The following is a 22,781-nucleotide window of genomic DNA, read 5'->3' as shown; positions in this document are numbered from 1 at the left end:
CCTAATTAATTGAGAAAAAAATTATGGGCAAAATTGCAATAATCGGTTACCACGAAGTACCGACACAAATTAATCCTGAGCGCACGCGCTGGGATATCGCTGAAGAAGTAATCTTAGGTGCCGTAAAAAATGCCGGTATCGATAAAGATGATGTTCAAGGCTTCATTAATGTTGCGCCACAGGCACAGCCAGATCTAATTTCACAAACTGCTTTTGGTCTTTTACCTGAGCATTTTGGTTTCAAAAACGTAAAAGATAACGTTATTTGTAATGCCGGTGGGGCATCAACAACTAACTGTGTGCGCATGGCAGAGCAATGGATCACATCAGGTATGTGTGAAGTGGTTTTAGTTCCTCATATTACTGTGCAATCAGATATACCTGCGGAAGACTTAATTACATTTTTTGCCAAAGCACCAATGCATCAAGAATGGGAATTCCCATTTGGTATGACATTCAATGGTGCTATGGCGTTAATTACACAACGTTATATGCATGAAACTAATTCTACAGAAGAAGAAGTTGCATCAATCACTCACGCATTACGAGACTGGGGAGCACGTGACCCGTATTCGTTATTCCACAATAAACCAAAGTCAACAGAAGACGTTATGGGCGCTCGCATGATCTCAACTCCGTTGAAGTCAGTTGAATGTAACATGCTTGCTGATGGTGGTGGTTGTTTAGTTATCGCTTCAGAAGAGTATGCTAAAAAGCATTGTAAGAATCCTGTTTGGAAACTAGGGCATGGCTCTGACTTTTTAGGTGGAACACCAATCGTACGTGAAGATATATTCTGGCGTGAAGGTTACCGTAAATCTTGTGGTGAAGCATTAGCGCAAGCGAACTTATCTGTTGAAGATATCGATATTCATGAAATCTATGGTGCATATCCATTTACGCAAGCGAGTTATTTAGAAGCAAACGGTATTTGTGAACCAGGTGAAGGTGCACGTTATCATGCAGCAGGCCATACTAAACTTGGTGGTAAAACACCATGTACGACTATCGGTGATGCAACAGGCCGTGGTCATACAGGCTCAGGTGTATCTATGGCATTTTATTGTCAAGTGGCTCGTCAATTACGCGGCGAAGCTGGTGCAAACCAGGTTGAAGGCGCTGAAAAAGTGATGATGGTAACGTCAGGTGGTTCAGGCATGAACACGTTAGCTACAATTTGGGGGAAATAGACAATGAGCGAAATGAAAAGACCATTACCAGCAATAAGCCCTGAAAGTAAGCCTTTTTGGGACGCGGTACAGCAAGATAAATTACTTGTGCAACATTGCAATAGCTGTGACACCAATATTTTTTACCCACGCAGAGTTTGTCCTGAGTGTTGGTCAAAAGACCTAGGCTGGGTTGAAGCTAAAGGTACAGGTACTATTTATTCAATTACCACTACATACTTAGGTACAACGTCAGAGTTTACTAAAGAATTGCCAATACACGTTGCATACATTGATTTAGATGAAGGTATTCGTATGGCAAGTAATGTTGTTGGTGCTGGCGCAGAAAGCGCTAAAATTGGTGACCGAGTTGACGTTGAATTTGTTAAAGCCAATGGCGATTTTAAACTGCCGTTATTTCACTTAATTGAGGGATAACTGATGGCCTCAGATAAACCAAGCTGGGGCATGCAAGGTACTTGGGAGCAAGCACTATCTTACGTAGGTAAGGTTGTAGGCGTTTCCCAAGGTGCTGATGCTGTGGATGCTTCAAGTGTACGCCGTTGGTTAGAGCCAAAAGAATTTGCTTGTCCATTATATACTGATGAGCAAGCGGCAATTGACGCAGGCTATGAAGGTAAAATCGCACCAAGCACTATGGCAATTACCTATGGTCAACCAGCACACTGGCAATCAGGTGATAAGCGTTTTGAACATGGTGATGAGCCAATTCAAATTCCAATCCCAGTGATTTTTGATGTGCCTGCGCCATTCTCTTTAAGCTTTGCCACATCAATGGAAATGGAATTTTTTAAGCCGTTATACCATGGTGATGTTGTAACAATTACTCATGAACTGGTTTCATTAGTTGAAAAAGAACTTCGCGTTGGTAAAGGTGCGTTCTTTAAGCAAAAAGATACCTACCGAAATCAAAATGATGAAATTGTTGCCGTTGGCATTTTAGATATATTCCGTTTTAACCCGGTAAGCAAAGGAGAAGGTTAATGACTGATAATACTAATCAAACAATTGACTGGTCTTTGCAAAAAACAATGCAAGATATCACCATTGGTGAAGAATTATCACCAATTTATATTGATGTTACTCTGCAGCGTTTGGTGATGGAAGCCGCTGCTAATCGAGATTTATCTTTGATTCACCATGATGCATCTATGGCAAAGGCTACTGGCGCAAACGATGCCTATGCTAATACATTCTTCTTGTATGGCATGATTGAACGTTTAGCTCTTGAGTGGGGGGGGGTAAAAACTTTCATTCGTAAAATTGGGCCGCTTAGAATGCTGTCTTTTAACTGTACTGGTGACAAGTTGGCATTCCACGGTAAAGTAAGTGAAATCATTAAAGATGAAGATACAGTCATCCTTGATGTTTGGGTAGATAACGCTGGCAAGGTCAGCGCAACTTCACAAGTTAAAGTTATTTTACCAAAACAATAAGCCTAAAATAATTCCTGGGGGTCAGAGTCAATTTAATTCATCGAATTAAATTGACTCTGACCCTTTTTATTTCACCTCGTTTTAACATTTTTTCACGTCTAGTAAACATCTCTACATGATATAAAAATTCGCCGAATTTTATTTTTCTGTAATCGGCAAATAAAACTAAAAATAATCAATATCAGTTCAGGTAGTCGATATGAATGTACCAATGAATACCCTTGCGCAAAGTATACGATACTCACTGTTCGTATCTGCATTGGCATTGCCAGTTAACGCATACGCTTTTCAACAAGAAAGCGACGTAGAAGTAGAACAACAACAGCAGTCCGAGCAAGAAGAAGTTGAAGAAGAAATTGAAGTTTTTCAAGTCACTGGATCTCGCATAGGCCAAACCTCATTTGAAGGCCCTAGTCCGGTTACTGTTATCACCAGTGAAGACATGCTCAAAAAAGGTCAATTAACCTTATTTGATGCATTGCAAGATTTGTCACAAAACACCGGTACTGTTGATACTGCTGAAGTTGGTGCAAGTGGTTTTACCCCTAATGCCAATGTGGTAAATCTTCGCGGTTTTGGACCTCAATATACGCTAACTCTTATTAATGGTCGTCGGCTTGCTAACTATCCTGCAGCTTATCAGTCGAATTCATCTGTTGTTAATATTGGTACAATACCTGCCGCTGCCATCGAACGAGTAGAAGTTTTAACAACAGGTGCTTCTGCCATTTATGGCTCTGATGCGGTATCTGGTGTAATTAACGTTATTTTAAAGAAAGATTTAGATGGCACCGATGTCGCACTTACTTATGGTACTGGAGAAGAGCATGGTAAAGGCACAACTCGAGTACAGATAACTCACGGTATAGATTTTGACAAAGGCAACTTAACTCTTGTCGCTGAGTACCAAGACGTAGAGTTTATTAAAGGCGGAGATATTGATGAGATTGATTCTGCTTATGATTTCCCTTTTGGGGACCCTGTTATGGCTCGTGGTGCGGTGCTTATTGATAATTGGGCTGCTTATGATTACCTACTAAACCCAACAGGCGAACCAACCTATTTAGATCCCGGAGTAAATGGCTGTGATGCTCTGCCGTGGACAAGTTACGAAGATAGGAAACAACTGCCTGAAGCTATTGCTGCTGGACAAACCGGGGGCTCTTGGGGGAATTATTGTGGCTTTGATAGCGCAAAATATCGAACGCTCCGTCCTGAATCAGAAAAGTTTTCTGTTATGGCGTCTGGAAACTATGACTTAGGCGATGATATTACAGGCTTTGTCGATGTGCTTTACACACAAAATACATCAACTACTGATCATGGTTATATCGCAGTTAATGGCGGCACAATCGAATTAGAAACTGGTGAAAACCAGTTAAAAGTTAAAGATGCTGATGGTCAATTTCTAGTGATGCCGGATTGGTACACTATGGGCCGCATCTTACCGTCGGAAGAAATAGGCGATACCGGTTATCACTTCGATGAGCAATCGTTAAGCATTACCCTTGGCGCTAAAGGCTTCATTGGAGAGCATGCTTGGGAAGTGTACTTTACTGATTCACGCTATGAGCTGGAAAACGATCAGCGGGCATTACGATACCAAGAAACTGAAGAAATGTTTTTTGGTGAGTATTTAAAAGACCAACTTGGCGTTAAAGTGTATGACGGTACCGGTACCCACGATATTTACCAACCTCTCAATGCTGACGAAGTTCGTCGATTAGTTGGAACGACTACATCAAACAACAAAACCGAAGCACAAACTGTAAGTGCCGTGGTAAATGGTGATTTATTCGAAATGCCAGTAGGTGCTGCCCAGTATGCGTTTGTAGTTGAATACGTTAATGAAACATTTGAGTACGTTCCTGATGATTTGATGACAGAACCAGAAGGTGAGGGCTGGTGGGGCTTAGCCGGGTTTGCTGGTTTTGGTGAACGATCTCGTTCATCGGCTGGAATAGAAACTAAATTTCCAATTGCTGAAAGTATAAATGTTGGTATTGCTTTGCGTTATGATCAATACGATAACGGCTCAACAGCAAACTCAGGAGATTTTACCCCAGCCTATAATGTTGAGTTTCGACCCAATGATGACTGGTTGTTTCGAGCGAGTTATTCACGCTCATTTAAAGCGCCAGATATGCAAGCAATCTTTACCCGTTCTCGCGCATTTTCATACGGTACCGATTATGTTTCCTGTTATGAAAATAGCTTTGCCAATTCAATCAGCCCGCACGAATTTATTCAAGATGAAAAATATTACAGTGCCTGCATGGGAACTCAGTTTAATGCTGAGCAATTACCAAACAAAGAGTTGAAAAACGAAGAGGGAACGTCAATTGGTTTGGGGTTTGTCTACTCGCCAATGCCAGAGCTTACATTGAGTTTTGATTACTACGATGTAGAAATAAGAAACCAAGTTCAGCGCGGCAATATCTCTTCAATTTTACTGGAAGATTTTCATTGTCGATATGGCACGTCAGATTCCGCTCCTATCTTTGGCTGTGATGTAGTGACGGGTACTGATGAAAAAACAGGGTTAGTCATTCGTGAGCCAATTCAAAACCCGGATGATCTTTTTGCGCAGGGCGGCTTGGAAACGGTTAATACAACCGCGTTTAATTTAGCGTCATATCGTCAAACAGGTATTGATACCAGTGTTGAATATTTCTGGCAATTAGACTCTTGGGGCGCGTTAAACCTTTCAGCGAATCATACCGGTATATTGACCACCGAATTTGACGCTATCGAAGGTGATGATGAAATGCCGTTTGGTTTTAGTGACAACATTAACAATCGCGAACCACAAGATGTTATCACCGCCTCTATGACTTATATCTATGAAAGCTTTTCTGCAACGTTATCAGGCCGATATATGAGTGCTTTAGCTCCACATCGAATTCAACTGAAAAAAGATGATAACGGCGACATTATTTTCTTCGATAAATATGGTGATGCACTGAACTATGAAATTACTGAAGATAGAGAGTATTTGGTTACCGATGGTTATTACCAAGGTGAAGATGCTCGCAGTGTTGGTGAAGCGAAACAATCACAAAAACGCTTAGATCCATATATTACCGCAAACTTGGTGCTTGCTTATCGCATGAATGAAGGTCATACCAACGTGTCTTTAACAGTTAAAAACGTATTTGATGCTAATTCTCCTGATGATGATTCATTCATGGCAACCGAGTGGCCATGGTATGACATTTATAGCTATTCAGGCTCTGCCTTGGGTAGAGAGTTTTATTTGAATATAAATCATCATTTTTAAGCCAGATTTAAGCGCTTAATTACATAGACGAATATTGAAAAGGTAGCCAGGGACGGCTGCAGCATAATAGAAATAAAGGGTTATTTATGAACACCAAAAAATTAATGTTAGCAGGTTTTAGTGCACTATATATGAGTGGTGCAGTATCTGCTGTTGAATTATGGAATGCCGATAAAACTGAGCTTCCATCCCATCTAATTAAATCAAATTTGCGTCAACAAATTGATATCCCTGCTGATGCGATTTCGAGTACGGTTACTGAAGCTAAAGTAGACCGTTTAACTGGCATGCCAGAAGCTACTAATGTCGTTAATCGACAACTAACCCGACGGGATAAATTTGTAAGTGATGCAGAAATAACTGGTAATCATGACTTCTTTATTATTATGAAGCAAGCACCAGTGGCCTTATATACAGGTGGCATAAATGGCTTAGCGGCAACACATTTAAAAACCTATGCCAAAGAGCAGCAATCAAATTTGAACGCTAACGACACGATAAGCAGTACTGTTACTAATAAGCAGCGTAAACAGATACAAAAGTCATCTACTTATCAATCTCGCGTCGAAGCCTATCAACAGTATTTACATCAATCTCATCAGCAGTTGCTAAACTCGGCTGCACAAATGGGGATTAATCTGCATATAGAACAGCAATACACAAACGCAATTAATGCATTTACTGTCAACATGAATCAACAGCAAGCTGCAGAGCTTGCAAAGCTTAGCAATGTGCAAGCAATCACCCCTGTAAAGGTGTATCTACCAGAAGGGGTAGAGCATGCAGAGTTTCCAAGTTCGCACGAAGTAACCAATGCCAATAAACTTTGGCAACTGGATGGTGGTTATAAAGGTGAAGGTATGGTCATCGGTATCGCCGATACCGGTATCAACCCATCAAGTCGTTCATTTAGCGAAGTTGGAGATGATGGTTATGTACATCAAAATCCACTGGGTGATGGTAACTTCTTAGGTGATTGTGCTAAAAGTGAATGGCGCAGTTTATGTAACAATAAATTGATCGGTGTGTATTCATATCCACAAATCACATCTTGGTATCGAAGCGAGTTGGCACGCAAAGTGGCTACTGAGCGAGGTGAAGATGATGGCGATAGCTATGGCATGGTTCGTCCTGATAACGGCATTGATTATGTTGGTCATGGTACTCATACCTCAGGTATTGCCGGCGGAAATGTAGTATACGATGTAGATTATTTATATCGTCAATTCAGAGCTGGCCCTGGTGTTGTCGGCGGCGAAGAAAAGCTAGGCACAGTAACCGGTGTAGCCCCGCATGCCAATATTATTTCCTATCAGGTTTGTTTGCCTGGTGGCGGTGGCGACCCTATTGCAGGTTGTTTGTCTGATGTTATGGTAGCTGCAATTGATCAAGCAATACTCGATGGTATTGATGTACTTAACTGGTCAATAGGTGGTGGCTCGCGTGACCCGTGGAGCGATCCCGTATTAATGGGCTTTTTATCATTAAAAGAGCAGGGCGTACACGTGACCGCTGCGGCAGGAAACAACGGCGGTTACAGGCAGGTATCTAACGTAACTCCTTGGTCAATGACAGTTGGGGCAACGGAGCTAGGCCGAAAACAAGAAAATATTGATTCAGCTACATTACAGTACAGTGTCGACGGCATTGATTTTAATCGCGTTGATTTAGGCGGGGATTTAGCCCGTAGTATTTCTGGTGAAGTGACTGCTCCTGCATTTTTAGGCGCAAATATGGGGGAGTGTATCAATAGTGATTGTAGCCCTGCACCAGTTTGTGAAGACAATCATGAGATGATCAACGATATGTGTTATCTCGAATGTACTGATGCGCAACAAAGAAATTCAGATACGCTTATTTGTGAACTGAAATCAACGGGTTCATCCGGTGAAGATCCAATTGATAGTAGCAATTGTTTAATTGGTCAGAAAGATGATGGTTTAGGTGGTTGCATAGAAGATCATACTCATGGTGGAGTAAGTTGGGAAAGCTTATGTCCTGGTGGCGAAGCCGTTATATACCCACAAATGCCGATTGATTTGATTCAACAAGGTTTCGTCTGCCCTACCTATGCCGCTGAGCAGTGCCCAGAAAATCATCGAGGCTTTAGTGGAGCTTCAGCGGGTAAATGTTGTGCTTATGGGGTGATTGATAACATTGATGTTAAAGACCAAAGTATCTGGCCAGGTGACCCGTACAATATTGATGACAGCTTCCACGGGGCATGTCATGGAGCCAATGGTCAGGGTTATTTATCTAATGGTAAAACCCTTGAAGAATTAGCAACTTTGTCTACTTTTGGTACGTCTAAAACAAATAGCTTTAAACAATCATCACCGGTACAGACTGTTACTCCAATAGCACCAATGATGAAAGTATTTGCCGGCGACCCACATTGTCTTGATTTTGACAGCTGGAAAGAGCCACAAGATCCAAGTCAAGCATTTGACTTTACCAACAACATTATCGTTTGTGCACGTGGTGATGAGAGCGTTGCCAATAATATCCCGCGTCTTGCAAAAGCAGAAAATGCCGGTGCACTCGGTGCAGCTGGAATGGTGATGTATAACGATAATGCGGAGTATGACAGAAATTCTCGAATATCGTTGGCCGTTAACATCAAACATGTAGATGAGTTAACAGGTGATGTTAACTACAAAGCATTTCCATACATTCATGTTGGTAATGCAACATGGAAAAAAGGTTTGGGACGTGAAACATTACGTCAAAACTTTTTAGACAACGAGCAAGTTTACCTAACAATTAACTCGGTTAAACAGCGAGTTGGTTTTGATCCTAAGCAAATCAAAGATTTGGCTGGGTTCTCTTCTAAAGGTCCAAACAAGCATTATCCAAGTCTGATGGGGCCTTCGATTGCGGCTCCAGGTGTAAATATTTATGCGCCATATACCAACGATGGTGCATTTCAGAATAAATCAAACTCTGCCGATTACGCGTTTGAAACTGGTACATCTATGGCTTCGCCTCATATGGCAGGTGTAATGGCACTTATGACTCAGGCGCGCCCAGAGTGGACCGCCGCAGAGCGAGAGTCTGCAGTTATGTTAACGGCAGGAGAGGTTACCGGTGGTTCTTGGGTTCGAATAAACTGTTCTGGTTTAGACATTGAAAATGGCATAGACAATACCGATTATGCGAACAGTAATGATGCTGAGCTTTGTCCTGAATATGATGAAGCCAATATTTTCCATCAAAAATTTGTTTATGAAGCACCTGTTATCGATCCTGATACCGGCGACTTTGCTAAAGATGACCAAGACGAAATACTTCTAAAAACTTACTTTAGCTACTTTAAGCGCCAAAAAACTAAATCTTATGAAGCAGGTTCAGGTTTAGTTAACGTTCAAGCTGCAGTTGAAAGTGCGCTAGTTATGGATGAACAGCATACTAACTTTTTAAACGCAGATCCGAAAACGGGTGGTGATTTACGCCAACTGAACTTACCATACTTATTTGATGGTGAATGTGCTGGTACGTGTCGTTGGACTCGTACATTTACCTCAACAACGCCGGGTAGTAATACTTGGAATATCGATGTTGAAACAGCAGAAACTTCCTTGCAATTAGAGTCTTCGCCAAGCAGTTTTACTTTACAGCAAGGCCAGTCAGCTAAGGTTTTATTTACCGCTAAAATGCAACGTGCTACCAGTGCCAACAGTTTCGGTACTGGTATGGTGTCAGGCGAGGTTCATTTGGTGCCTGTTAATGCTGAACTTGGTTCATCTAAGCTGCCGGTTGGTGTTGCTCTTGTTCCTTCAAGTCTGCCATTAATTGCCAGTGGTGTTGCCAGTGAAAATATTGGTCAATTTCCGATAAATAACGTTGCACCTTGGGGATCTACAGATGAGTTAACTGCTAAGGTTTATCAAACTGGTGCTGTTGATTATTTTTCAACAAATACCGATGGAGAGTTATCTGTTGATGGTGCTGGAGAATTTTCATTACCAAATGTAGGTTATGGTGGCACTTGGATTGGTCAAGTAGACTTACCACTTGATAACACGCCAAGTACCTGGGATTGGGAGAATGCACGCAATGAAGATTCAGTGCGCTTAATTTGGGTTGATGTACCTGCAAACACCAAGTTGCTAGGTGTTGATGTTTTAGACAGAATTTCGACTACATCAACAGCAAGCGGCAATCCTCAGGAGCTTTGGTTGGCCGGTGATTTATTTATCGCAGTCGGTCGAGACAATAACTCAAATGGCGAGATTGAATTTGAGCAAGAAGGAATTTGTTTATCAACATCAGATCTGATGAATAACAATTGTATGTTAACTAACCCAGCTCAGGGGCGCTATTGGATTTATTTACAGAACGTTAATCAAGATAAAGCCTCAAAAGGCTTTTATGAATATTTACGAGACACCTATCAGTATGTTGTTTCCGTGGTGACTGATCATGAATCCGATGTGTTTAATATCACCGCGCCACAAACCTATGACGGTACCTCGCCAATGTCATTAGATTTAGCTTACGATGTTGAACTTAACCAAGGGGATGCCGTTTACGGTATGGTTGAGCTGGGCACTTCAGAGAATAATCTAGCAAATCTTGGTTCTATGCCCGTAAGTTTAATTCGTGGTGAAGATGCCTTTAGTGTGACGGTTTCTGATACCAATGTTAAAGCAGGTAACTACATTAAAGTTGATGTGAATTATGCGAAAAATCATACCGGTTATGAGCGAAGCTTTGAGCTGAATTTCGATGTTCCGGATGGGTTAAGTTATATTCCTTATAGTATTGGTGGAGATCCACGCTTTGTAACTGGATATAGCGATACAAAAGAAGGCATTACTATTTCTGGCTATCAACCAAACAGCTATAATTTATATCCATTCTATCAAATGACCACCAACGTAGATCCCGGTGTTGAAGGATTTGAAGATCACCCATTAGCAGCAAAATACAGTGCAATGTGTAAAACACCACCAATGGGTAACTATTTTGATGGTAGTAGCCCTAATGGTGGCTATGTTGATATGGCTAGATTAAACCCAAGAGCAGCAAATCCGCCTTATGGCTCAGATGAACCTGACAGAATGGGGTCGTGGAAAGACTCACTGCGAATTGATGTTAAGCAGTTATTTGGCTTTGCCAGTGAGGCAGATTTTAACCTTTATGATGCGCCAAATAAATATAACGAATTGCGCGTTAGCCCAATGGGATATATTGACTCGGGTACCGATTACCCATTATTTGGTATCCCTTATGGTGACCCGTTCTCAACTATGTATGGATTACCTGATATTCGTTTAGGTCCGCTGATGATAGGTTCATATTCTATGCAATTAACTACAGGCAAAGTAGAGCCTGCAGATCCTCTTGATGCGTTTGACGCACAAGGGATTACATTAGGCGCATTCTTTAGCGAAACCAACAAGAATATTTTAATTGAATGGGACAACGCTTATACGATTGAAGGGCAGCGTTATAGCTATGGCTCTACTGGTGTTAGCCAAAATGACAGCTATGATTTTCAAGCGATTCTCGATCTAGAATATAGCTATGAAATGGGCAGTTATGAAATCATTTATGCTTATGATAATTTAAATATGACGCATGGTAAGGGCAGTATTGGATTTCATGGTATGGCAGGAATTCGCGGTACTTTTGGACCTGCTGGTGGCTTTAGAAATAACAGCGTTGCCTACGATAATCTGGATGAAGTACTACACGATGATTTAGTGATTTGTTTCGATTTTATTGGTGATGATTATTCAAAAACCAACTTTAGCTTTTGGTTAAAGGTAAATGAGGATTATGCAGGTCAAGAGATCGATCTAACGGTAAAAACAAAGTTAAATCGTATTACTAAGTCGGTGAATGAAACATTAACTGTTGCGGGTAATCTTACTATTAATGCAATGAATGACCTGGTTATTAACCAAGGTGATGTTGTTACTTTACCTGTTATTTATAATGATCTACAAAACAGCGTGAATGTTATTACAACAGCTAGTGAAGGGGTAATTACCACTATTGATGGTAATGAACCTGGAGCTACGTTAACTATTGATGCAAGTTGTAATTTTAATGGCGAAACATCTGTTGAGATAACTGTTGCTGATGTAGACAATGCCAGTGACTATGCAACGACGTCATTTAATGTAACTGTGCAAGAGGTTGCAGGATTTACTCCAACCGCAACGTGTAATAATTCAGAAGATGATAACAGCCTTAAAGTCGCTGAAAGTGACGATAGCAGCTCTGGCGGTAGTATGGCGTTTATAATGTTATCTTTGCTGTTCATTTTAAGGCTTGCTCGATTTAACTCAGTTAGATAAAAATAAAACAGCAACAAGTTAAAATTGAAAATCCCGGAAGCGAACGCTCCGGGATTTTTTTTTTGCACATGGATGTGCTTATCCTCCCGCACCAAGGATGGGGTAAAGGGAGGGTACTTCAGGGATGAAAACAATACTAATCCCACTTTCCTGAACACTTTAAATTAATAACTTTTAACATTTATTTTTTTGTTAATACGATAAAATTGTCGTTAATTAAATTACTAAAGAAAGCTGTCAGGTATTTAACTTTTTGTACCTGAAACAGCTTCAATTATACATTTACAAAGGTTAACTAATGAAAATTTTAAAACCGACACTTATAGGCATGTCAGTTGCAATGGCGCTAAGTCTTTCTGCGTGTTCCACAACTGAAAATAATGTGGCTTCTCAAGTGGTTGCAAACCAAAGTGGTTCATTAACATATGTTCGTAGTGTTGAAGGCATTGAAGAATATAGTCTAGAAAATGGCATGACCGTTTTACTTTACCCTGATGCCTCACAACCTAAGACATTAGTAAATGTCACGTATCGTGTAGGTTCAGTACATGAATATTATGGTGAAACGGGCATGGCCCATTTACTTGAGCACATGTTATTTAAAGGCTCGACTAATTATCAAAATATCGATAAAGAATTCAAAAAACGTGGTATGGGTAAAAACGCCTCAACCTGGTTAGACAGAACCAACTACTTTGAAGTGTTCGACGCCAATGAAGAAAGCCTTGAATGGGCTATTGGTATGGAAGCTGATCGCATGGTCAACGCTACTTTTACTGAAGAACAACTGAAAAGTGAAATGACAGTTGTGCGTAACGAGATGGAAAAAGGTGAAAATGACCCATTCAGAATGTTACTTGGTCGCATGTCATCAATGGCATTTTTATGGCACAACTATGGTAATTCTACGATCGGCGCACGCAGTGATGTTGAAAACTTCCCTTTTTCTCGATTACGTGAATTCTATAAAAAGCACTATCGTCCAGATAACGCAGTACTAACCATTGCTGGGCGTTTTGATAACGCAAAAACAAAAGCATTAATTGAGCAAAAATTTGGTGCTATTGCCAAGCCAGTAACGCCAATTGAGCCTTTATACACGGTTGAACCAACTCAAGATGGTGAGCGAACAGTAAATATTCGCCGAGTTGGTGATTTACCTGTTGTTGGCTTATCGTATCATGCCCCTTCGGCAGTACATGATGATGCGGCAGCATTGAATATTTTAACCGACATTTTGGGTGACAGAACACGTGGTCGCTTACAAAAATCATTGGTTGAAAAAGGTGTTGCTACCATGGCAACTAACTTTATGTTTAACCTCAAAGACAGCTCTCAGTTTTTATTAATGGCACAGGGTAATAAGGGGCAAGATCTGGCAGAGTTAGAAGCTCAATTAATTGCCATTGTTGAACAACTAAAAACACAACCTATTACTGCAGAAGAGCTGACACTAGCACAAGCAAAATTAGCACGTCAGGCAGAGCAGTCAATGCGTGATGTTACCGGTGTTGGTATGGAGTTATCTGAATACATTGCCATGGGGGATTACCGCCATATCTTCTATTCTCGCGATTTAATTGCCCAAACTACGGTAGAGCAAGTGCAGGCGGCAGCAGAAAAATACTTAGTTCAGTCAAACCGCACGGTTGCTCGTTTTATCCCTACCGAAAAACCGGTAAGAGCTGAAATTCCAGTGGCTCGTGACTTAAAAGATGTATTAAAAGACTACAAAGGCAAAGAGGTTGTTGCCAGTGGTGAGGTTTATGATAATACCGTTGAAAATATTAAAAACCGATTAGTAAAAATTGATTGGGCTGAAGGCACCAAAGTAAATGTTTACCCGAAAAAACTGCGTGGTGAGCAAATTTTTATAAACATGCATTTTCCAAGCGGTAATGCTGAAAACTTAGCGGGTAAAGGCAAGGCTATTGGTTTTGTTGGCGCCATGTTAAAAGAAGGTAATGCCAAATATTCAAAAGAAGAGATTGCCAGCAAGCTTGATCAATTAAAAAGCTCAATTTCTATCTCGACATCAGCAGGTTCAACTGATATTTCAATCAACACAGATAAAGCTAACTTAGATGCAACAGTGCAACTTTTTGGTGAATTGATGGCTGCACCAACGTTCCCTGAGAGTGAATTGGCAGTGATGAAGCGCAGCTCTATTGCAAGTATTGAAAAACAACGTAACGACCCAGGTGCTATTGCCAGTAATACTTTTAGAGAATCGTTAAGTAACTATCCTAAGGGACATCCCAAAGCATACCTTGCTTTAGATGAAAAGATTGCTCAAGTTAATGCTGTTACGGTAGACGAGCTTGCAAGCTTATATAACAGCCATACCAACATTAACAATGGTCACATCAGTGTTGTAGGTGATGTTGATGCTGAAAGTATTTCTAAGCAATTGCATACGCAATTATCAAGCTTTGTTAATGATACCGCTTATGAACATTTGTCAGTTAGCTTTAAAGACAAAGGTGGTTTAGTTGTAAGTTCAGAAACACCTGACAAGGCTAATGCGCAATTATATGTTATTAACCCAATGATGATGGATGTTAAGCACGAAGATTACTTAGCTTTAAGGATTGCCAATACTATTTTTGGTGGTGATTCTTTCTCATCTCGTATTGGCGCTCGAATTCGTGTTAAAGAAGGTTACAGTTATTCTGTTGGCTCTGGTATGCAAGTAAGTACACTTGATAAACAAGGAATGTACTATGCGTATGCTATTGCAGCCCCTGAAAACATGGACGGTGTAATTGCGGCTTATAAAGAAGAAGTTGCACGAGTTGTTAGTGAAGGGTTTACTGCAACCGAATTAGATGAAGCTGTAAAAGGCTTTGTCAGCAGCCGAAACCGTGCGTGGGCAAGTGATGCACAAATTGCCGGTGTTATTCTTGGCGCAAGTAAAAAGCAAGAAGACCTAGCGTTTTATGATGAGCAAGTAGCTAACGTACAACAGTTAACTGTTGCAGATATCAACAAGGCGTTTAATAAATATATTGGTGCATTTGATATTAATATATTCAAAGCCGGTGACTTTGCCAAAACGGCCAACTCAGCTAAATAACAGCTTATAAATTTACTAAAAAACCGCCTGTTGGCGGTTTTTTTGTTTTCAAAGGGCAGTTGCGTAATCCAGTTAAGAGCCTTTTTATTTCAGACTCTAAAATAACAATACAAGGTTTAGAAACAAGTTTATTAAGTTGAGTAAGGTAGATACTGAAACAAGTTCAGCAAGTGGGAGGATTTGGTGCTGGACAGTCCATTTTCTGCAGCCCTAAAGCGAGTATTAACTGAATTTCGAACCTACCATTCCCTGAATTTCGAGCCTACCATTCCCTGAATTTATTTCAGGGTCTGTTATTCGTCTGTTCTTTGGAATTAGTTGTTATCGGAATCAACTGGCCAAATGAAAATTACTTTTGCACCAGACAAACTGCTTGATTTATCGAATGTTATCTTGCCGCCATACCAAGAGGCAATAAGCTTTACAATTGATAAGCCAAGGCCGTATCCATCGCTTTTCGGGTTAGCTTGAAAGTAAGGTTTATCTAAACCTACGGCTTTTTCAAAGCCTTTACCGTCATCACTTACCCATAACGTATATATACCTTGTGTCTCAGTTAAATGAATAACCACTTCATCTTTAGCATGTTTTAGAGCGTTAGTGACTAGGTTTTGCATTAACCGTTTAAAGGTTTTGCTTTCAACCGGAGCAAGTAAATTTCTATCAACGTCAACTCTGATATTAATACGAGAAGCTCGCTGTAATTTATTCACTAGCTCTTCAATAGGTGCGTAAACATTTTGTTTGGTTAACACAATATCTTTAGAGTCAAACTCTAGTTTGGTAATTTGTAAAAACTCTTCCGTTAAATCTTCTATTTCTTGCAAGTCTTCTTCAATTGACAATATCTCTTCCATTGTTGGCTCATACTTTAAGCTGGCGATGGAAAAGCCGGTGCGAGCCAGAGGTGTACGAATTTCATGGCCAACCATACGGGATAAGTTTTTCTGTAAATCGATTAGCTGCTCAATGCGCTCAGCCATCTTGTTAATGGTATGAGCCGCGGGAAATGCGATAGACGTGGGTTTTAAATCAAGTGTTTGCCATTTAGCTGTTTTTGAAAAGCTTTTAACATGAGCTGATAGTTTTCTTAGATCCATAAACGCTGGTCTAAACCAAAGCAACAACAAACCGGCAAAGCCAATATAAAACGCCAAACTGATAATGTCATCAATATTACTGGCATCTTCAAGGTCAATGATTGGTCCTAGCACCAATACTTTCTGCTGGTGTAGTTTATAGTAATAAGAATGATCTTCATTATCATCCAGACGAATGATTTCACCGGACTTTAATTGCTGAATTAGGTCTTCAGGTAGCATGATAGTACTGAGTGGCTGAATAGAAAAAATTTGACCGTTTTCTTCTATTGCTGATTGGTAAAAGTCATCTGCTGATATGATCGTTTCTTGCGGAACAAACTCTTCCCAAATAATTTCTAGGCTGATAGCAAGAATGACCAGAGATGCAACCACATAGGTGGTTAATCGCAAAAATTGTTTATTCATTAATAATTAGCTATCTGCTTCAAGATTTTTTAACACATACCCTTTACCCCATAAGGTATTAATTTGATATGGGTTACCAGTAATGGCGTTAAATTTCTTTCTTAGCTTGCTTACGTAAACATCTACTGAACGATCAAAACCATCGTATTCACGGTTCATTACTATTTTAGAAATAACCTCTCGAGTGACTTTATAGTTAAAGTTACGAGCAAATAAATACAGTATTTTAAATTCCTGTTGGGTTAACGTAAGTAAGGTGTCACTCACTTTTACCTGCAGTTGTGCTGGTATGATAGAAAGCCCTGGTAAATTAATAGGCGTTTCTTCATCAGACTCTTCAGATACCTTGCCAAGCTTTCGAGTTGCGGCTTTTATTCTTGCTAGCAGCACATCGGGTACAAACGGTTTTACAATAAAATCGTCAGCGCCCATTTCTAAACCTTCAATTTGACATTCAGAATCAGTAAAAGCAGTAATAAATATAAATACGCCATTAAACTTATCGCGCCATTGATTACAAATATCAAAGCCTGACATGTCAGGCAGGTCAATATCACATAAAATGACATCGAAGGCGTTTACTTTAGCATCTACACCAAGCAATGAACCGCCATTTAACCATTCAACTTCATATTTGTGTTGCTCTAAAAAACGTTTAATTTTTAAACCAAGCTTATGGTCATCTTCAATTAGCAGTATTTTATTTAATGGATTGTCTGTCATTACAATAGTCGCCAGGGCAGTTTACGCCGCTTAATAGATGTTTTACCTAAGTATAATACGTTAAATTTGAATTTTGATAATTCAACTAAAGTATCCATTGCCACCAGTTTAAAAGTAACTGTGTTGTTGTTGTCTATATTGACTATATATGAGCTTTGACTTGATTGCTTTTCGCAATAGATTATCTCGGCATCTTTGAGAATACATATGTCTTGAGCAGTTTGAAGAGTCCATGAAAGGGTAAGCTCTGTTTTGCAATGATCAGATTTATCATTGACAACACATTGCTTGGGTAAACCGAAGAGTTCATTTTTAGGCGCAGCAAAGCTATTATTGGTATATAAAACCAACATTAAACTTATGATAATACAAACAGTACTGCGCATTTAAAATAATAGCCTACAAATTAATTGACCAGCTGATCCCCAGAAACATACTTGTTAAATCCTTTTTATCAGTTGCCTCTGAGCTAATGATTTTGCTGGAGAGTCTTTCAAACTTATAATTGAAGACTAATAGTAACCCGTCGGATAGGGTGTAGGCGGCATCAATTTGAGAATAGTAATTGATATTGTCGCCTTCTAATGGCGAACCGTAGTAATACTCAAGCAGTTGGTCCGATTTATATTCAGCACCAAACTCAACCGCCAACTTGAAATCGTTGTTATAAAAAAGGTGTAACCAATTCAGGTCAATTTGTTCACCATGGTGTACATTAGAAATGTCGCTGTATACACCAAAGGTAATTCTGTCTTTGCCATAAAACTTTTTCATTTCAACGCCACCTAAGTAACTTAAATGGGCATTTTTAGAAGGGTAGTTAAACGGCGAAGGGAAAGGTGATACAGAAAATTGTGCAGTTTTATCATCACCATGATAGTAAATACCATCAAAATTATGTTTACCCACAACATCTATAATTGTGTTGTCATCGAGGTATAAATTTACCCCTACCTTAGTCCTTTCAATAAAGAAAAGATCTTTGTAATAAAAGGTCCAGTTTGGCAGGAAATTTAATTCAATATCCTCTTTGTCACTGAGTGGAGATTCATAGGAAAAATCACCAGCAGAGAATTTTAATACAAAGAAAGTATCGTCAATTTCTTGTTGCTCAGTTTCAGCCTCTTGCTCTTGTGCAGAAAGTGGCAAGCAGAATAATAGCAAGGCTGACATGATGATCAGGTTTAATTTTTTGAAAAGTATTTTGGATAAAAGCAACATTGAACCATCTATAGCGTATAAGTTAATTTATTGTTTCTTGTTAAAATCAAAATGATCTGCGCGTACATTAACGTGGCTATGATCATTAAAAATTGTAACTTTAATATGAGTTAAGGTATACAACTGTTATTTGAACGCACTAATTAAATGCAGGAAATAACAAGTTTTTTCATCTTATATTGAAGTCTACTCATTAAAAGTTAACATCGATGTAAAAAAGTGTAAATCGTAGGTTAACTGTAAATCATGGCGTGCATTTAATTTTCATTTTTAGCTAAAGTATTGTTTTATTTTTGATGAAACTCAAAGCTAGCAATCTACCAAAACCCAATACTCCATGATTAACAAACCTATCACACAGTTAGAGTTACCCCCTTTCTTATATGTAACATATTTTCCAACTAAAACTTTTTCATTTATTCATGAGTTTCTCTTAACTCTTTGTTTTTAATCTAAATGATTTTATTTTGTGGTTGAGTTACGAAAATGTTAACACTTTTTAACAAACATCAATAAATAGCTGCTTTACATTGACTGTGCGCAAGTGCTTTAAGAATAAAAATGTTTGTTAACCAAGGGTTAATAAAACGATAACAACACTTAAGGTACTTTTACTTACAAGTCATATGGGAAGAAATATGTCAAATACTATTAAATTTAATAAAACGCTATTAGCATCAGTTATTGCTGCTAGCATGTTAACCGCTTGTGGTGGTGACGATGGCGACACAAACGTAGAGCCAGCTGATGTTACTGTTACTCCACCTTCAGTAGATGTTGTTGTTGAAGCTCCTGAAATGCCAGCAGCTGATAGTGCTACTTTATCTGTTAAAGTAACGAGTGCAACTACTAGAGCACCATTAGCAGGTGTTGCAGTTCAAGCACTTGTAAACGGCAATGCTGTAGATGTGACAACAGACGCTAACGGTAGTGTTGTAATGTCTGAATTGCCAGTAAACGCTGATGTTCAACTTATTTTCACTGATGCATCTGGAATGTACGCAACTGCATATTCTATGTTTACAACAGATGAAGGCATGAGCAGCGACGCTGTTAGTGTTGAAATGTTTGAAGCAATTGATTCTTCAGTTGCTATCACGTCTGTAACTGGTGAAGCCATTGTTGGTGCAACTTTATATATCCCTGGCATGTACTTTGGTGCTGGCGCACCAGATGTTGTAGCTACTGAGTCTGCTACTGAAGCTGGTTCATACACTTTTGCTGCTCTGCCTGATAACGGCGATGATTTCCAAATTATCAGCACTGGTGATTTAATGAATGCCGCAGGTGATGTTGTAGAAGTGATTGGCGTAACTGCTGCTCCTGCTGCTATTGCTGCAAACACTGCTGCATATAACCCAATGACAGTTCAGTATTTAGGTGCTGGCGAAAACGTAATGACCTATGTAGATAGCGTTTCTAACCCTACAATTTTTACATTGTCATTTGATTTATCAATTAATGGTGGTGAGTTTGTTGATGCTCCAGCAACAATCAACTTAATGGCTGGTAGCCAAACAGTTGTTGCAACCCTTGTTGGTAATAGCTACGTTGCAGATTTAACAGCAGCACAAGCTTTATCTACAGTAACTGTTGAAGCATTCACTGTTGGTGATTCTGTATTTGCAGTAACTGAAGCTACATTATCAACTGGTTTAGCAACTTTTGCAGAGTCTACTAGCGTATCTGCTTCTTTAACTACCGAGTTAGTTGAAAGTAATGATGTAAACGTTACCGTTGCTCATAAAGTGTTATCAGAAGATTTTGTTGCTGGTCAATCAGCACGCGTTGTTATCGCGTTTGAACAACCAGTTGAACTTGTAGACATGGGTGAAGCAAACTTTGATATTAGTGCTTTAAAAGACTCTACTAGCAGCATTTATGCATACCCGTACAGAATGTACCGCTACGGTGAAGAGTATAATGATAACTACACTAAAGTTACGGCAAAAACTGAAACTTGTTTCACTGCAGGTTGGTTCGGTCCACAACCTTGTGCGTCAACTAACGTTGAACTACATACGCCTTTTGAAGACCGTGATGATAAAACACAATACTTCTACCAAAACGATGCACAAGTTGCTGCCGGTTTAGGTGATTATAACGCAGCAGTATCAGCGTTGGCTGCCCTTGAAGGCACTTTAGCAACAGCTGAAGAAGAAGCCGGTTATGATGCCGCAGCTGCTACTGCGACATATGCAGGCACAGAAGCTGCAATTGCTGAAGCTGAAGCTGCGTACACTGACGCACAAGCAGCAGTAGTTCCTGCTGCAGTAAGTGCATTAGAAGTTAGCTACGATGAAGATTTAGTTGCTGCAGACGCTACATTATTAGCTGCTGATGGCGATTTAGCTGCGGCAACTGCTGCTTTAGGTCTTGCACAAACTGATCTTGATGCTGCCGTTGCAGCATTAGATGCGTTAGATGGTAGCGCGACTGTTGAAGAAATTACTGCGGCAAATGCTTTAGTACTTGATACTGAAATTGCACGTGATGCAGCGCAAGCTGACGAAGATGCTGCAAACAACGTGCAAATGGCTGCTGCAACAGCACAAGGTGATGCTGCAACATTGGCTGCAAAAGATACTGCGACATTACAAGCTGAAGCTGATGCTGCTTTGGTTACTGCATTTGATAATGTAGTTGCTGCTGTTCAAGCATTTGAAGATGCTGGTCGTGATGAAGTATACCTTGCTAGCCTTGAAATAGCTCCAGCACAAACGGCTATGGATGACGCTTGGACTGCTGCTTATTCATTTGCACAACTTGGAACAGTTGATTACAGCAATTGGAATGATAAGCTTAAAGTAAATAAAACTGGCTTATTCATGGTTAAAACTGGCGACAACAAAAGTGGTAACGTTTTAACTGCAGATAAGTTTAGCTTTAATGCTGACAACACTGTTTTAACAATTGAATTAGATGCAACTAACTTACTTGACGATGAAAATTTAGATAATGCTCGTTCAGTTGTTAATGGTGCAAGCTACAACTTCGACTTTACAGTTCGTGCTATGGCTGATGATTCTGCATTTGAGTCAAAGTCTATTTCTGTTACGGCAAGCAATCCATTAGCTGCTGACATGATTGATAACTTAGTTGTTGCATCAGGTGCAGGTAAAGATGTTCAAAATCTTGCGGGTTACGATTTATCTGCTGGTACAGCCCCAACTCGTAGCTCTCAACCAAGTGCTAAATTTGCTGCAGATAACATGGTCACTCTAGATCGTACGTATACAGATGGCGATAGCGTAGTTCATAACTACTCATTCCCAATCGTTGATCCTACTTCACTTAGCAACTACTGTACTGCTACAGATTGTAAAACTAATGCTGATTCACGTTTAAGTGCAAAATATACAACAGTTAACCCTGTTGGCGGCACAAACACTGTTAGCTTGCTTTCACCTGTTGCATTAACTGGTACTGTTGAAGTTGTATCTGTTACTTACGCTGAAAAGTGGGCTGATTCAGAAACTGGCGAGCAAGTAATTACTACTGAAGAAGTTGGTCAAGTTATCGGTTTAGATGAAGTTGGTGAAGATTACTACTACATCGCAGACGTTCCTTTTGGCACTATCGTTGCTAAAAATGATCAGTATAACGAAAAAATCAACTCTACATTTGGTACTGATATGGTTGTAACTGGTTTCCATTCAGATGTTGCTGATGGTGCTTATTACACTTATACAATTAACCCATATGGTGATAGTTCTCTTGATCACCACATCACTGAAGTGACTGTTTCGTTTAACTTAACGACTGCCGATGGTGAAGCTATTGTAGGTGAGAAAACATACACAATTAAGTAAGTTTTAATTTTACTTAGCTTTGAAAAAGCTACCATTTGGTAGCTTTTTTTTATCCTTAAGTTGTCTCGTCCTTAAATTAATTTTACCTTTTGGCACTAATCAAACTTACTTTTAATTATTAAGAAATGGCTAAGTTTTTACACATTTTCACATCTCTTAATTGATATTTTTTATACAGTGGATTTTCGTTGCAGTTACTTAATGATTCGAAGGTATATGTTTCATTT

At 39.7% G+C, this 22,781-nt stretch carries 12 protein-coding genes; 8 read left to right on the top strand and 4 right to left on the bottom strand.

Annotation, left to right across the window (positions count from 1 at the left end):
- Positions 1-23 precede the first annotated feature (23 nt).
- The 7 genes from RI845_RS12750 (at position 24) to RI845_RS12720 (ending at position 15,290) form a co-directional block, all read left to right on the top strand.
- Entirely contained in the window at positions 24-1,190 is a 1,167-nt protein-coding gene (locus tag RI845_RS12750) for a thiolase family protein (protein WP_348386546.1), read from the top strand.
- Between the two features lie 3 nt (positions 1,191-1,193).
- Positions 1,194-1,607 carry a Zn-ribbon domain-containing OB-fold protein gene (locus RI845_RS12745; RefSeq protein ID WP_348386545.1) on the top strand — a complete coding sequence of 138 codons (414 nt, stop codon included), beginning with the start codon at positions 1,194-1,196 and terminating at the stop codon, positions 1,605-1,607.
- A gap of 3 nt (positions 1,608-1,610) precedes the next feature.
- Complete coding sequence (locus RI845_RS12740; protein ID WP_348386544.1) at positions 1,611-2,174, top strand: FAS1-like dehydratase domain-containing protein; 564 nt, start codon at positions 1,611-1,613, stop codon at positions 2,172-2,174.
- Positions 2,174-2,626: a hotdog family protein gene (locus RI845_RS12735; protein WP_348386543.1), complete on the top strand. Its 453-nt coding sequence runs from the start codon at positions 2,174-2,176 to the stop codon at positions 2,624-2,626. The genes RI845_RS12740 and RI845_RS12735 overlap by 1 nt, the downstream gene beginning before the upstream one ends.
- Positions 2,627-2,825: 199 nt before the next feature.
- Positions 2,826-5,906 (top strand): TonB-dependent receptor domain-containing protein, encoded by a 3,081-nt coding sequence (locus RI845_RS12730; RefSeq protein ID WP_348386542.1) that lies wholly within the window; start codon positions 2,826-2,828, stop codon positions 5,904-5,906.
- 86 nt (positions 5,907-5,992) lie between these two features.
- Positions 5,993-12,214 (top strand): S8 family serine peptidase, encoded by a 6,222-nt coding sequence (locus RI845_RS12725; RefSeq protein ID WP_348386541.1) that lies wholly within the window; start codon positions 5,993-5,995, stop codon positions 12,212-12,214.
- Positions 12,215-12,512: 298 nt separating this feature from the next.
- Positions 12,513-15,290, top strand: coding sequence for a M16 family metallopeptidase (locus RI845_RS12720; protein ID WP_348386540.1), 2,778 nt, complete (start codon positions 12,513-12,515; stop codon positions 15,288-15,290).
- 314 nt (positions 15,291-15,604) lie between these two features.
- On the opposite strand, the gene RI845_RS12715 is transcribed toward RI845_RS12720, so the two are convergent.
- The 4 genes from RI845_RS12715 to RI845_RS12700 are packed head-to-tail and all read right to left on the bottom strand — an operon-like array spanning position 15,605 to position 18,742.
- On the bottom strand, positions 15,605-16,798 hold the full coding sequence (locus tag RI845_RS12715) for an ATP-binding protein (RefSeq protein WP_348386539.1): 1,194 nt from the start codon (positions 16,796-16,798) through the stop codon (positions 15,605-15,607).
- Positions 16,799-16,804: 6 nt separating this feature from the next.
- Entirely contained in the window at positions 16,805-17,521 is a 717-nt protein-coding gene (locus RI845_RS12710) for a response regulator transcription factor (protein ID WP_348386538.1), read from the bottom strand.
- Positions 17,521-17,907 (bottom strand): DUF3019 domain-containing protein, encoded by a 387-nt coding sequence (locus tag RI845_RS12705; RefSeq protein ID WP_348386537.1) that lies wholly within the window; start codon positions 17,905-17,907, stop codon positions 17,521-17,523. The genes RI845_RS12710 and RI845_RS12705 overlap by 1 nt, the downstream gene beginning before the upstream one ends.
- 13 nt (positions 17,908-17,920) lie before the next feature.
- Complete coding sequence (locus tag RI845_RS12700) at positions 17,921-18,742, bottom strand: MipA/OmpV family protein (RefSeq protein WP_348386536.1); 822 nt, start codon at positions 18,740-18,742, stop codon at positions 17,921-17,923.
- 638 nt (positions 18,743-19,380) lie between these two features.
- Between RI845_RS12700 and RI845_RS12695 the strand changes: the two genes are divergently transcribed.
- Complete coding sequence (locus tag RI845_RS12695; RefSeq protein ID WP_348386535.1) at positions 19,381-22,554, top strand: hypothetical protein; 3,174 nt, start codon at positions 19,381-19,383, stop codon at positions 22,552-22,554.
- The last annotated feature ends 227 nt before the right edge of the window (positions 22,555-22,781 follow it).

This window comes from Thalassotalea nanhaiensis (genome assembly GCF_031583575.1).
Taxonomy (GTDB): Bacteria; Pseudomonadota; Gammaproteobacteria; order Enterobacterales; family Alteromonadaceae; genus Thalassotalea_A; species Thalassotalea_A nanhaiensis.
This window is presented reverse-complemented; position numbering and strand designations above follow the sequence as displayed.